General features: G+C 46.2%; 15 protein-coding genes and 1 riboswitch. Of the genes, 9 read left to right on the forward strand and 6 right to left on the reverse strand.

From position 1 onward, the window contains the following. Positions 1-331: 331 nt before the first annotated feature. From MiSe_RS52595 to MiSe_RS09560, 3 genes are all read left to right on the forward strand, one after another. Complete coding sequence (locus MiSe_RS52595; RefSeq protein WP_373872771.1) at positions 332-670, forward strand: DUF8624 family small hydrophobic protein; 339 nt, start codon at positions 332-334, stop codon at positions 668-670. Positions 671-700: 30 nt separating this feature from the next. After that, positions 701-1,237: a GNAT family N-acetyltransferase gene (locus MiSe_RS09555; protein WP_226578032.1), complete on the forward strand. Its 537-nt coding sequence runs from the start codon at positions 701-703 to the stop codon at positions 1,235-1,237. A gap of 61 nt (positions 1,238-1,298) precedes the next feature. After that, positions 1,299-2,057: a HEAT repeat domain-containing protein gene (locus MiSe_RS09560; RefSeq protein WP_226578188.1), complete on the forward strand. Its 759-nt coding sequence runs from the start codon at positions 1,299-1,301 to the stop codon at positions 2,055-2,057. A gap of 218 nt (positions 2,058-2,275) precedes the next feature. Here the strand turns inward: MiSe_RS09560 and sipA are convergent, their stop codons facing one another. From sipA to MiSe_RS09580, 4 genes are all read right to left on the reverse strand, one after another. Next, positions 2,276-2,524, reverse strand: a complete 249-nt coding sequence (sipA, locus tag MiSe_RS09565; protein WP_226578035.1) for a regulatory protein SipA — start codon at positions 2,522-2,524, stop codon at positions 2,276-2,278. 128 nt (positions 2,525-2,652) lie between these two features. Further along, positions 2,653-3,648 (reverse strand): sirohydrochlorin chelatase, encoded by a 996-nt coding sequence (locus tag MiSe_RS09570; RefSeq protein WP_226578038.1) that lies wholly within the window; start codon positions 3,646-3,648, stop codon positions 2,653-2,655. Between the two features lie 38 nt (positions 3,649-3,686). Further along, a riboswitch (cobalamin riboswitch) is annotated at positions 3,687-3,832 on the reverse strand. A 214-nt stretch (positions 3,833-4,046) separates the two neighbouring features. After that, positions 4,047-4,547 (reverse strand): Coq4 family protein, encoded by a 501-nt coding sequence (locus MiSe_RS09575; RefSeq protein WP_226578041.1) that lies wholly within the window; start codon positions 4,545-4,547, stop codon positions 4,047-4,049. A gap of 147 nt (positions 4,548-4,694) precedes the next feature. Further along, positions 4,695-5,111 (reverse strand): Spy/CpxP family protein refolding chaperone, encoded by a 417-nt coding sequence (locus MiSe_RS09580; protein WP_226578044.1) that lies wholly within the window; start codon positions 5,109-5,111, stop codon positions 4,695-4,697. A 112-nt stretch (positions 5,112-5,223) separates the two neighbouring features. Between MiSe_RS09580 and MiSe_RS09585 the strand changes: the two genes are divergently transcribed. The 3 genes from MiSe_RS09585 (at position 5,224) to MiSe_RS09595 (ending at position 8,018) form a co-directional block, all read left to right on the forward strand. Beyond that, complete coding sequence (locus tag MiSe_RS09585; RefSeq protein ID WP_226578047.1) at positions 5,224-5,895, forward strand: alpha-ketoglutarate-dependent dioxygenase AlkB; 672 nt, start codon at positions 5,224-5,226, stop codon at positions 5,893-5,895. A gap of 21 nt (positions 5,896-5,916) precedes the next feature. Next, positions 5,917-7,107, forward strand: a complete 1,191-nt coding sequence (locus MiSe_RS09590; protein WP_226578049.1) for a sensor histidine kinase — start codon at positions 5,917-5,919, stop codon at positions 7,105-7,107. A 260-nt stretch (positions 7,108-7,367) separates the two neighbouring features. Further along, positions 7,368-8,018: a response regulator gene (locus tag MiSe_RS09595; RefSeq protein WP_226578052.1), complete on the forward strand. Its 651-nt coding sequence runs from the start codon at positions 7,368-7,370 to the stop codon at positions 8,016-8,018. Here the strand turns inward: MiSe_RS09595 and MiSe_RS09600 are convergent. Continuing rightward, positions 8,007-8,432: a nucleoside deaminase gene (locus tag MiSe_RS09600; protein WP_226578055.1), complete on the reverse strand. Its 426-nt coding sequence runs from the start codon at positions 8,430-8,432 to the stop codon at positions 8,007-8,009. The genes MiSe_RS09595 and MiSe_RS09600 overlap by 12 nt on opposite strands. A gap of 607 nt (positions 8,433-9,039) precedes the next feature. Between MiSe_RS09600 and MiSe_RS09605 the strand changes: the two genes are divergently transcribed. Next, positions 9,040-11,007: a HEAT repeat domain-containing protein gene (locus MiSe_RS09605; protein ID WP_226578058.1), complete on the forward strand. Its 1,968-nt coding sequence runs from the start codon at positions 9,040-9,042 to the stop codon at positions 11,005-11,007. A 106-nt stretch (positions 11,008-11,113) separates the two neighbouring features. Here MiSe_RS09605 and MiSe_RS09610 read toward each other — a convergent pair whose 3' ends face one another. Beyond that, positions 11,114-12,085 (reverse strand): anti-sigma factor antagonist, encoded by a 972-nt coding sequence (locus MiSe_RS09610; protein WP_226578061.1) that lies wholly within the window; start codon positions 12,083-12,085, stop codon positions 11,114-11,116. A 397-nt stretch (positions 12,086-12,482) separates the two neighbouring features. Between MiSe_RS09610 and MiSe_RS09615 the strand changes: the two genes are divergently transcribed. Continuing rightward, positions 12,483-12,788 carry a hypothetical protein gene (locus MiSe_RS09615; protein WP_226578064.1) on the forward strand — a complete coding sequence of 102 codons (306 nt, stop codon included), beginning with the start codon at positions 12,483-12,485 and terminating at the stop codon, positions 12,786-12,788. 189 nt (positions 12,789-12,977) lie between these two features. Beyond that, positions 12,978-13,490 carry a hypothetical protein gene (locus MiSe_RS09620; RefSeq protein WP_226578067.1) on the forward strand — a complete coding sequence of 171 codons (513 nt, stop codon included), beginning with the start codon at positions 12,978-12,980 and terminating at the stop codon, positions 13,488-13,490. Positions 13,491-13,562: the final 72 nt, after the last annotated feature.

Here is a 13,562-nt window from a genome sequence, read left to right on the forward strand (position 1 = left end):
GAACAGATGCGGCAACAAAGACCCCAGCGTCGCCAGCAACCCTCCCCGTAGGGCGGTAGGGCGGTAGGGAACATGAGGTAGGGGCACGGCATGATCGGTAGGGGCTAAGGCTAAAGTAAGCTTTGTCCCTAAAGGCAAAGTTTTTGAATGCCGTGCCCCTACCATGTTTGGCTGACGGCAGAACAAAAGCAGCAGCTGGAACAGATGCGGCAACAAAGACGTCAGCGTCGCCAGCAACCCTCCCAGTAGGGCGGTAGGGCGGTAGGGGCACGGCAGTAGGGGCTAAGGCTAAAGTAAGTTTTGTCGCTTTGGGCAAAGTTTTTTCAATGCCGTGCCCCTACAATGTTTGGCCTCGTCGTGGGTAAGTCCTGGTTTTTTGCATGTTCCCTACAATATTGCGTCACGCCCAATACAAAACCGCCGTAAAAACCATTTCTCTTCTAGCATTAGAAATGGTGACAAAAATTATTTCCCTCCAACTGCTAGAACAATGGCTTTCTTGCGTCAGTATGTTTTTCCGTTTTTAATTGTGGCGATGTTTTTGGTTGCCCTAGTAGCAGTCAGCGCCCGCATCTTTTTGCCCGCCGATCTGGCAGCCCCCGCGCCCCAAGTTGAAGCACCAGCGGCTGAACCCGTAGCAACCCAGCTATCGGTTACCTCACCCAATTAGCAATTAGCAATTAACAATTAGCTATTGGGTATGTCAATTTTGCTACCACCAGGCTACCAGCTGCGCAGCGGATCGAGTTTAAATCGGGCGATGCTGGTAAAGTTTATGCAAAAAACTTACCAAGAGTTTGACCCAGAAAGGGATTTTTCCCATCTAGCTCAAACAGTCGAGCAATATTTGTCCAAAGATACGCCGCTTTGGTGGGTAGAATTTTTAGACGAGGAAGATAAGGAAGATAAGGAAGATAAGGAAGCAGTATTGCTCAACCGCTCAAGAGCTCACCCGCTCACCTGTTCAAGAGCGATCGCTTCCCTCTGGATCGGTAACGCCGTCGATCAGCTAAAAGGATCCCGCCACACCCACATTTTTTTGCTCTACGTCGCGCCAGAACACCGCCGCAAAGGCATCGGCACGGCTTTGATGCATCATGCTGAAGATTGGGCTAGGGCGAGAGGCGATCGCCAAATTAGCCTGCAAGTGTTTCTATCCAACCAAGGCGCCGTAAATCTTTATCAGCAGCTAGGCTACCAAACTGAGTCGCTTTTGATGGTTAAATCGATAAATTGATCGGATTTCCCCTCAAAAGTCAGGTGGCATCAGGTCGCAGGTGATGGTAATTTTACTTTATATGTATGACGAAGATGACCTGAGCGTAATCGATCCGGATGCCGATCTAGACAGTCCTTTAGATCGGCTAGATCCGCTCGATGCCGAACCGGAAGAAACTAAGCCCAATCCAGATGCGATGCTGGCGTTACTGGAGTCTGGCGCAACGCCACAAAAAACGATCGCAGCGCGAGCGTTTTGCGAAATTCAGGACGAACGGGCTATTCCCCATCTGATTCGCTTGTTGACGGATGCTTGCCCCTTGGTGCGGGTAAGTGCTGCTTATGCTTTGGGACGAAATCCCAGCCCGGATGCAGTTGAACCGCTGATAACTCAGTTAAACCGCGACTGGAACGGCTACGTGCGAAAGGGAGTAGTCTGGGCATTGGGAAATTGCCGCGATCGCCGCGCCTTAGCCCCCCTGCTAGATGCCCTCAAAACGGATATTTCCGCCGTGCGACTGTGGGCAGCTAGTGGGTTAGCCCAAATGGCAGAATTAGGCTACGATGCCGTTGTAGCAGCCGTTCCCCCGGTGATTGAAGCTTTAATCCAAGACCCAGTAGCAGCAGTTCGCAGTAACTGCGCTTGGTCGTTGGGGCAACTGTGCCGCGAACTTCCCTCTAACGTAGTCTATGCCGGTGCGATCGACGCCCTAATTCAAGTTTTGGAAGAAGACGAAGACATGGGAGTGCGAGAAGACGCCAAAGCCTCGCTGTTGCGAGTTGGCGATCCTCGCGGTTTACAACTGATTGAAGCGATGCAACAAGAAGAGTTAATCTGATGGGTCGGCTTGAAGAGGACGCGGGGAGGCACCGGACGCGGGGAGGCACCGGACGCGGGGAGGCGGAGAAATCCCTTGTCTAAAGTCAGGGGATTCAAACAAGAAAATTGGTTTTTATTATCCACGAATAAATTTGCTGGCTCTGCGCCGGATGCTTCGCTCTGGAGAAAACCTGTCCTCCCTTTCTGGGCGTCTCCCTTTCTGGGCGTCTTTGCGTCTTATTCGTCAGACTGGTGAGTTTGGGGGGTGACGGATACCGCCTCGATATATTGGCTTTCCATCAAAAAAGCTCCTTTAGCGAAGCGAACTCCCCAATACCCCCCAGGTCGCCTGTCCAGGATAATACCTTCTTCCCCAATGCGAATCACATCGGGGGGACGCAGCATCGGCATCGGTTCGGCTGTTTTAACGTAGGCTGGTAGTGCTACGACTCGGACTTTATCGCCAACGGTAAATTCTTTGGTCATTGGTAATTGCTAATTGCTAATTGCTAATTGCTAATTGCTAATTGCTAATTGCTAATAGGTAATAGGTAATGGGTGAAAAGTTTTCCTATTACCTATTAACCATTAGCAATTACCTAATCTAAATTTACTCAGGGTGCTTGCCAAATTTTGTGATGGTAATCTTCTAAATTGGCATGGGGATCAACTGGTGGGTGGTCGTGGTGATGGTGATGGTGATGGTGATGGTGGTCGTGGTCGTGGTCGTGACTGTGACTGTGACCGTTACTGCTAACAGATGCTAAGCGGAATTTGCACATTTCGCAATTCATTTGTACCTGTCCCAGTTGGGTTTCGATTTCCCTTTCCCGCAGGACGGAAAATAGCTGGGGATGCAGCCCCATTTCTGGTAAGCAGGTCATGGCAATATCGGGGTATTGTTCCTGTTGTTGGGCGGTGATATCGCATATTTTTTTCACCAGAAGACCTGTAAACAGAAAGTAGGGCAGGACGATAATACGCTGAGGTTGGTAAAGTCGGGCGCGACGGAAACCTTCTTCTAAACGGGGGTGGGTGATGCCGATAAAACAAGTTTCAACGGTGAGGTAACGGCTGCCTTCCCATAAAATACGGGCGAGTTTATATACGTCGCCGTTGGCATCGGGGTCGCTGGAACCTCTGCCGACAAATAGCACAACTGTGTCTTTTCTGTCAATCTGGGGATGGTCGAGGGCGGCGAGGCGATCGCGCCACAATTGCAAAATACCGGGTGTAATCCCAAAATGCCGCCCGTAGTGAAAGTTTAACTGGGGATATTTCGCCTTTGCCCGGTCTAATTCGTTGGTAATGTCAAACTTATTGTGTCTGGCTGCAAATAACAGCACTGGCAGCACGGAGAAGTCAGTATAGCCTTGTTCTACGCAGCGATCGATCCCTTCCCCAATCGTAGGGCCGGTGAGTTCCAAGAAACAAGGCACTACTGGGCGCGAATTGTCCAATGCTTGATAAGCAGCGGCAAAATCTAAAAAGCACTGCCGTCCATCATTGTCCCTGGTACCGTGACCGATCATTAATAGCGGACGTTGTAGGGGCAGGGGAGGTAGTAACTGGGAGGGTAGGGTAAGATTGGTTGGATCTACAGTTTGCATCTAGGTTAAAGCTCCTTTCCCGTGCCAGGCAGGAAATTAGAGGTTACGGGTAACATTTAGGTATTCTGGCTCGCGATCGCTCGCTTACAGTTGCCGCACAGCCTCGGACTTACACCGACGTTTCCCTATTGTGTTACCTTTGGGTTTGCCTTGTTATCTTAGCGGATAACTTCCGCTTCCAGAATCCGGGGGAGGGGGTAAGATTTTAGATTTTAGATTTTGGATTTTAGATTTTAGATTTTGTCAATCAGCATTTTGAATGATAAAAATACAAAATTTATTTAAATTTTAGTTTTAAAATTTTCGGTAAATATCATCAATACTCGCCGCGTCGCCGCGTCTTATTTGTTAATCAAGTTGGCAGCGATCGCTTGCTGCAAGCGATCGCTGCCTCAAGCTTAAACCTGGTATAACTCTTGCACCTGGGTTAACGGCACCTCCCAAAGTAATTCTGGTTGCCAGGTATTCACATCAAGCTGAGAATTTCGCCCCCGCTGATAAGCACGCCATAGAGCGTTCCAACTTATATTTAGCGAGTGTTTGTGAATTATTCTTAAAAGTCCAAATCCCAGCAGTAGGTGAGCGAGTCTAAACTTGGAACCGAGTAAAAATGCTTGAACTTCCGCTTCGCCGATGGGATCGGTGCCGTAACCCGTGAGGACGTGAACGGCATCGTGCAATTGTTTGCGACGCGGCCCCGTTGTGAAAGGTTGTAAGTTATTCTGGTCGAGAAAGTCGGCTAAACTGCGTCCAAAAGTGCCCATAGTCAGCTGGCGCAACTGCTCAATTTGCACAATTTGCGGCACGTTTGTTCGCAGCAATTCCGACCTGCGATCGATTAAATCTAAAAATACTGGAACGAAGGGAGTAGGGTTGGGTGTAGTAACAGAAGAGTTCATACTTTTATAATTATAGGCTTGTTTGTAGTAAGGACTTCAGTCCTTAACTCTCCAGCAATGAGGACCAAAGTACTCACTACTAACCGATGAGATTGATTAAGTTGTTATGGGTCATTTGCTACTTTCAATGACCCATAACCAATTTGATTAGGAAGTTTGTTGCTGCATTAGAGAACGGACATTTTGCAGAATTTGCTGCCGCTGTTCGGGGGTGATAATATTGGCTATCTGGGTGCGAGTTGACTCAAAAGTTGTTCGCAGTTGTGTTTTCTGTTCGGGGGAAATATCGATGGATGCGAACGCATTCCGCATTCCCTCACCTCGTGCTAACGCCGCCTGCAACTGATTTTGCTGTTCTGATGTTAAAATGCTCTCCATCTGAGCGCGAGTTTGGGTGCGAAGTTGAGCGAGTTGATTTTCTTGTTTCTGGGTTAGTTCGATCCCCGATAGCATTGGCGGTAGCATTTCAGGTGGCGTCAGGGGTGAGGCATGGATAGCAGGAGCATTGAAAGGAATGACGAATACAACGGTTGCAGCTACCATTGAAATCAATTGGCGTTTCATTTGGCTTTTCTCCTTGACTTTGCTTTGATGTCTCAATCGTAAAAAATCAGACGTTTAACTCCATGAGAAAAAAGTCACAAATCTAACCCTGACAAAAGTAAGATATCCTACCATGACTTTTGTCATGGGTCAGGTATCCGCCACAGGATGGGAAAAATATATGTTCTCCGCCGACGCAACTGAATTAAATTTACAAAGCCTCTTGGTTGATACCGCAAATATTCCAGGTTTGACCTACATTCCAGATTATATTAATGCATCGCAAGCCGAACAATTGCTGTTTACGATTGACCAAAAAATCTGGTCTACCCAATTAAAACGAAACGTGCAACATTACGGATATAAATATGATTACAAAAAGCGTTTAGTAGATCCTGCGATGAACTTGGGTGCTTTGCCAAATTGGGCCCAGGATATCGCCCAAAAATTATACCTCGAAGGTTTAACGGAAAAAATCCCAGACCAAGCGATCGTCAACGAATACCAACCCGGACAAGGTATTGCCAGTCACATCGACTGCGTACCTTGCTTTGGCAATACAATTATTTCACTTAGCTTGGGCGGTACTTGTGTAATGGAATTTACTCATGCTAAAACAAAGGAAAAGATTCCAGTATTATTAATGCCTAGAAGTATAATTATCCTGCAAGGCGCCGCCCGCTATGAGTGGCAACACGGCATTGTCCCCCGTAAAACCGATAAGTATCAAGGTAGGGAATTTGTCAGAGATAGAAGAGTTTCTCTAACATTTAGAAAAGTGCTTTTGTCCGAAGAATCAGACTAAAATATAAAATCTAAGATTGCTATGAGTCGCTTTATTGAAATTAAAACGCATCCAATTCGGTTTTTGCTATATCTTGAGTGGATATTGCTGTTTATCGTGGCGCTAACGGAACTGCTGCCAGATCCAGTTGACAAATTGCCTCGGTTGTCGCTGCTAAATCTATTTTGTGTGGGTTCTTTGTTTATATTGGGGTTAAAATTACCCCAGGTAGGGCGAATCGATAAATTAGTCTATACTCTTGTCGAAATCAGCATAATTTTAGCAGCATCAATAGTGGGGGAAATTCGCCTGTTTCCAGTTTTATATTTAATTTTAACTCTCCGCAGTTGCTTGATTTTTGGGAAAGGGAAATGCTTGGCTATTATGGTGTTAGCGTTTGTGTTATTTCTGGTGACGCTAATTTATCGGTTTCAGACTTTCACTTTCCCGCTTCGCCCCGCAGTCCCAGAAAGATTAGAATTTATTTTATTGGGTTTTGCTATGTTTTTTGGACTGGTTTTGGTATTTTTATTTTTATTGGTCAATGCGGTATTATCCGAACGTCAAAGTCGGGAAGAACTTGCCCTTGCTAATGCTGAACTCCGCAAATATGCTTTAAAAATTGAAGATATGGCAACGCTACAAGAACGTAACCGCATCGCCCGCGATATTCACGATTCTTTAGGACATTCTCTCACGGCTTTAAACTTGCAAATCGAAACCGCTTTAAAATTGTGGCGATCGCATCCTACTAAAGCCGAGTATTTTTTGGGAGAAGCAAAAAGATTGGGTTCAACGGCATTAAGAGAAGTGAGGGAGTCTGTCTCGAAGTTGCGATCCGATCCGTTGGAGGGGAGGGATTTACAGGAAGCGATCGCGCACCTGATTCAATCTTTTCATTCTACGACGGGTGTATTGCCAAATTGCAGTATTTATCTGCTTAATTCGATTCCCGCTGAATTAAAGGTTTCCATCTATCGCATTTTACAAGAAGCTTTAACTAACATCTGCAAACATGCCCAAGCGACTCATGTAGAGATTCAAATCATGACAACTTCAACCGACATATATCTGATAATTGATGACAATGGCAAAGGCTTTAATTTAAAACAAAATACTACGGGTTTTGGACTGCAAGGAATGCGCGAACGCACCCAGTCACTGGGCGGTCAATTGGAAATTCAAACTTCGCTGCGTAAGGGATGTAGAATTACAGCAAGTTTTCCTTTGTGAATTGCTAATGGCTAATTGGTAATTGCTAATTGCTAATTGGTAATTGGTAATTAATCCATTAGCCATTAGCCATTAGCCATTAGCCATTAGCCATTAGCCATTACCTATTAGCCATTAGCCATGAGCCATTAGCCATTAGCCAGCCATGAGCCATTAGCCATTACCTATTAGCCATTAGCCATTAGCCATGAGCCATTAGCCATTACCTATTAGCCATGAGCCATTAGCCATTAGCCATTAGCCATTAGCCATTACCTATTATGATTCGTTTATTGCTGGTGGATGACCAACATTTAATCAGGCAGGGATTAAAAGCTTTGCTCGAGTTAGAACCTGATTTAGAAATAGTCGGAGAAGCTGAGAATGGGTCAAGGGCAATTCAAATGGTAGAAATCGTAAAACCAGATGTGGTTTTAATGGATGTGCGGATGCCAATAATGGATGGCGTAGCAGCAACGCGGGAAATTTGTCAGCGCTTTCCTAGTACAAAAGTTTTGGTTTTGACAACGTTTGATGATGATTATATATCTGAATCCCTGCGCTTTGGGGCGGTAGGATATTTGCTCAAAGATACCCCTTCTGAAGAGTTAGCGGCGGCGATTCGGATGGTGCAAAAAGGCTATACTCAACTAGCACCGGGGTTAATAGAAAAAATGATAGCGAAAGTTGCTGCACCCCCACCGACAAAAGCTATTAACTTACCTCCTGGATGGAACGAACTAACCCCGAGGGAAAAGGAAGTTTTGCGTTTAATTGCTGCGGGTGCGAGTAATCGAGAAATTGCGCGATCGCTTTATATTACAGAAGGCACGGTAAAGAACCACGTCACGAATATTTTAAATCGTTTAGGGTTGCCTTCTCGCACGCAAGCGGCGATTTTTGCCAATACATTTTTGCCGTTACTGGAATAATTGCAAACACTCGTCTTTCAAAACTCCTTTCGTTACTTTTATTTTTCTAAATCCCCGCTTAATAACTTCTTCGCAATCAATATCGATTTGCGATTGATTTGCTGCAATTAAATCGCCAATCGACGCCCCAAAAACAATTTCAGAAATTCCCGCCCAAACACAAGCAGTCGCGCACATCGGACAAGGTTCGCCCGTCGTGTATAGAGTATAACCTGCAAGGGAAGTACTTTGAATTTTAGCGGTTAAAAGGCGAATCGCATTAATTTCTGCATGGGCGGAAGGGTCTTTATCTCTTTGAACCGTGTTATGTGCTTTGATCATAACTTCGTTATCTTTCACAATAACTGCACCGTAAGGTGCGTCTCCTTGCTGCGCTTCTTGGAGCGCCAGCTTCATAAAATCTTCACGTTTCATCTGATTTTTTGTATTAATTGCAACAATTTCTTATTTATACTAATTATCGATTGTTTGGCAACAAATATTTACCCAGCTAATGTGTAGAGCGTGAAAAATTTTATCATTTATCTTAACAACGCCTGATGGAGTAAGGGTGATTTTCTAGTCTATAGTAGAGCCAAAGTCTTTTTGCGGTCAAACCAGTGCTTAACTCTGTATAACTCTAGCATGAAAAAGTATCATAATATACAAAGGATGGTTTTCAATGGATAGGTGGAAATTAAACATCCAGACTTTATCAGGGGTCCCGATGAAGAATAACCCCATTGCATCTATTACGGGGGGAAGTTTTTTGTCTGTGATGGTTTTGTCATGGTTTTATATCATGTCCTTAGGGATCGGTAGTGTATGGATGGCTAATAGCTAATTGCTAATTGCTCGCTTTTCAATTGCCAAAAGAGCCATTAGCGATTAGCTATTAGCAGTTACACAACCGTTGCTATTGGACATGATATTACGCCGATAGCGTGAATGTCTGCTTTCCCTAAAAGCTATCGGTGGCGGCAGAAGACTCAGCTTAAAAGGGTTATCCTTTGTTTAGCCGATGATTGGGAAGGACTTAGCTGTGCAGGCAATTAACGAGAGCCACTATTTACTCAACCACGTCCCCAACAACCCCGCGTTGGGCATCTACCGCGTTTTTGAACCGCAGTGCAATTGGGAACTTTTGCAGTGGCTTTCGCAGGAAGATGTGCCGAAGCAGCAGAAAGAAGCGTTAATCGCAGCTTTAATGGATTTTGACGACGGATGCGGCGATTTTTATCGAATTCGCGCTTATTTTCTCGCAGCATCTGGGATGGGAAAATTCAGGGATTCGCGTCTGGCGGATGCAATTGTCAGGCAGATCGTCAAGTGGGAATTTGGTTGCTTTGATGAGGAAGAACGGGATTGGGCGAGATTTTCAACTATAATTGCCCAAAAAGCGCGGGAGATTCTTAAAGAGACGGATATAGAACGAGCGATCGCAGCGATTGCAGAGTTGATCTCGAATACGTCAGATGAAGCCACCCGCCTGATCGCGGCATACGATTTGGGGCAAATTGGTACGGGAAATCAAACGGCAATTGCGGCTTTAATCCGAATAATACAAACTTCCCAAGCTCAAGCTACCCGGATGGAAGCGATTTCTAGCTTGGGGCAAATTGGTGCGGGCAGTTCCAGAGCGATCGCAGCAATGGTAGAGTTAATCCGCAGCTCGCATAACGAATACACCCGTTGGCAAGCGGCTTACAGCTTAGGAAAAATAGACCCAGGAAATAAATTTGCGATCGCGACTTTAGTCGAATTGATTCAAACCTCTGTTCAGGAATCCACCCGTCAGCTAGCGGCTGGGGATTTAGAAAAAATAGATCCAGGAAATCCTATCGGCATCGCTACCTTAGTGCAGGTAATTCAAACGAGTAAAAATGAAGAAATCCGCTGGCGAGTAACATCTGAATTAAGAAAGCCAGAAGAAGCACTAGAAGCAGCGATCGCCAGTCTGGTTGAGGTGATTCAAACATCACAGAATGACTTTGCCGTCTGCCAAGTGGCTTCGAGTTTGGCGCAAATTGGCAGCGGCAATCAAAGCGCGATCGCAGCTTTAGAAGAGAAAATTCAGAAATCAGAAAGCGAATACACCCGCTGGCAAACGGCTTATAGTTTAGGGAAAATAGACCCAGGAAATCCCGTCGCAATCGCTGCTTTAGTCGAGTTAATCGCAACCACTAAAAATGAATACGTGCTTTGGCAAGCAGCGTCTAGTTTGGGAAAAATAAACTCAGGGAATGAATTTGCGATCGCGTCTTTGGTGAAGCTGATTGAAACATCTAGCAATCAATCGATCCGTCAGCTATCGGTTTATAGTTTGGGGCAAATCTGCACCAACAACGAAACCGCCATCGCAGCGTTAGTGGGGTTAGTTGAGATTTGCGATAATGAATCAATTTGTAGAAAAGCAGCAGCTAGCTTGGGTAAAATTGCCAGCGGTAACTCGAGAGCGATCGCAGCTTTAGTGCAGCTAATTCAAACAGTGGATAACGAACAAACCCGTTGGCGAGGCGCTTATAGTTTGGGGCGCATCGCTCCGGGTAATGACGTTGCGATCGCCACTTTGGTGCAGCTAATCAAAACCGCCCTTAACAAACATACCCAACAGCTAGCCGCTTGTTGTTTAGGGCGAATCGGCAACGGCAACGAAACAGCCATTACGGCGTTAGTAGAGTTGATTCAAACCTGTGAAGATGAATCGATTCGCTGGCTAGCCGCTGGGAGTTTGTGGCAAATTGCAGTGGGAAATGAAGCTGCGATCGCTGCTTTAATCGATTTAATTCAGCACTCTGAAGATGAATCAATTCCTCAGCTTGCTGCTTATAACTTGCGGAAAATTTTACAAGGTGATTCTTTTCCAAAAGTCGTTACAACCTTAAAAAAATACTTGGATAACCTTGACAAAAACGACATTAACCGCTATAGAGCTTGCTACGAAGTTCTGTGGTATTGCGCCGAAAACATGACTTACCCAGCCTTTTATCAAGCTTGGCATTCACAATAAAAGGGAAAAAGGTACAGGGTAAAAAGAACAAACAATTACCCATTACCTATTACCCATACCCTCGTTCCCAAGCAAAGCCTTGGGAACGCCATTACCCATTACCATTTTACGCAGCCCCGCTATTTTTCCGGAACAAAATTAGGACGGTTTTCACAATCAGCTTGATGTCATACATCAGGCTCCAATTCTTTTGGTATTCCAAATCCAAGCGAATCACATCCTCAAATTTGCGAATCGACGAGCGTCCGTTCACCTGCCATTCTCCGGTCATCCCCGGTTTAACATCCAAACGCTGCCATTCGGGAACGTCGTAACGCTCGACTTCATCCGGCGTTGGCGGTCTGGTTCCCACCAAACTCATTTCTCCTGTAAGCACATTCCAAAACTGAGGTAACTCATCCAAACTCGTCCGCCTGAGAAACCGACCTACCTTTGTAATGCGAGGATCGTTGTCATTTTTGAACAGTTTGTTACCATCCAATTTATTTTCAATTTGTGACTTGAGTGCTTCGGCATTTGTACACATCGAGCGGAATTTCCAGATGCGAAACTTTTTGCCCAACCAGCCGCAGCGGGTTTGAGCGAAGAAAATCGGTCCCGGACTATCCAGTTTAATTGCTACGGCAATCGGAATAAACGCAATTCCCGTAATTGCCAAACCTACCAACGCCCCTACAACATCGATAACCCGTTTGAGCCAAGAACGGACAGAAGGATGGGTAGCGGGTGGTTGAACGTCGCCCGCTTTAGTTGGTGCTGGCGTTTCGCTGGGGGTGCGCTGCTCGATTTTGAACACTTGGTCGAGTCCCGTAAGCGACAACACCGCCATCACTTGAGGACGGACATCCCACAGAATCAATTCAATTCCCTGCTGCTGTGCGGTTTTGAAATTGGTGACCAAGGCTCCCAAACCACTGCTGTCCATAAAAGTGGTCTGGCTAAAATCGAGAATAACCTTGCTAGGAACCGAATTTCCTTGCACAAGCGCTTGAAAAGATTGCTTAAAGGCGACCGCCTCCAGCACGGTTAAGCGAGGGGGTACTGGAATTTGAGGAATCTCGTCCAAGACCTTAACCATAAACTCTACTGATACAAGGGCGCTAACTACACAGACTGAATGCTAAGTTGCAATTCTATGCTAAACCGCAATGTGGGACAGGTGAGCAGGTGGGCAGGTAGGAAGGTGGGCAAAAGGGGCTATGGTGATGGGGAGATGGGGAGATGAGGGAGATGAACGAGGTCAGGAACCTCAGCCTAAAGGCATGAGGCTTGGAAGAGAAATCTAACAAGCCATCCTGACCAGCCTAAGACTTTCCTTGTCTAGGTTTTTTGAGTCACGACACCGGAGAATGCGTAGCTAGTTCCCTGCTCTGTCATTTGCAGTTAAACAGTTTTAAGGTCACTGAAACAGTGCTGCAAGTCTAACAAGCTCTTAAAACATTGGCCTTGCTAACTTTACCCCGAAAGGGAGGCTGATGGCGAGCAAAACACTATGTGTACAGGGTTGCAAGATTCGAGGCGGTAACTGTCCCGCTGAAAGTACAACACAAAAGTACACCGATTCAAGCAACCCCAAGGCAGTAGTGGTAACTGTAAAGCCGTCCGATAAGGACGGGGTTTCTACCCATTTTTCTGATGAGGGAGACTCTGGAAGTGGAAGTAATTTCTTGGCGGACTTACGCCAAGAAACCCGGTTTCTCGACGAAGAAACCGGGTTTCTTACTGGGATCTCTGGTTGCCAAACCGACGATTTTTCAAAGAAACCCGGTTTCTTGGCGTAAGTCCCGATCATCTTGATCACCTGCTTCACCTTCGCAATCTTCCCCATCTTCCCCATCTCCCCATCTCCCCTGCTGCGAAATAGCTCCCCTGCACACCAGCACACCAGCACACCTGCTCGCTCTCCGCGAACAAATCCCAAAAATTTAAGCCAGAATTGGAACTGTTAACCCATTTAGTGGGAGAAAGCGATGATTTGGCAGCGTTTACGTAGAACTATAGCTCCTCTCTTGTTAACAGTTTTACTGCTGGTAACCTCCTGTAGTTCTCAGCCTGCTTCTCGATTTGACAAGGCGCAGCGGGAAAGCACGCAACGAGGAGCCACACCGGCGGTTGTCAAAGAAGCTACACAAGGTAGCGAATTTAACAAATTTTTTCCCAAAGATGGGGATGGTTTTGATCGCGTCTTCGTCCAGGAGAAAAAAGGTTTTGCCGAAGCAAAGCTGAACAAAGGCGGCAAGAACGTAGCCATGCTGTCGATCTCGGATACAGCAAGCACTCCAGAGGCGAGGACTAAATTTCAGAACAGTACTCAACAGATTGGCGGTTATCCAGTCGTTGACCAAGGCGCTAACATCACCGCAGCGCTGGTGGGGAATCGCTACCAGGTGAAAGTCCAATCTCGCGATCCGTCCTTTACCAAGAGCGATCGCGAAGCTTGGCTGGCAAAATTCAATCTTGGGGGTTTGGCGGCAATCAAGTAAGAAAAAGCATTGGCAGGACTTACGCAGGCGGGGCGTTGCAACCCGGTTTCTGGGTCAATCTCGCGCCTCTAA

Source organism: Microseira wollei NIES-4236 (assembly GCF_020521235.1).
In the GTDB taxonomy this organism is placed as follows: Bacteria; Cyanobacteriota; Cyanobacteriia; order Cyanobacteriales; family Aerosakkonemataceae; genus Microseira; species Microseira wollei.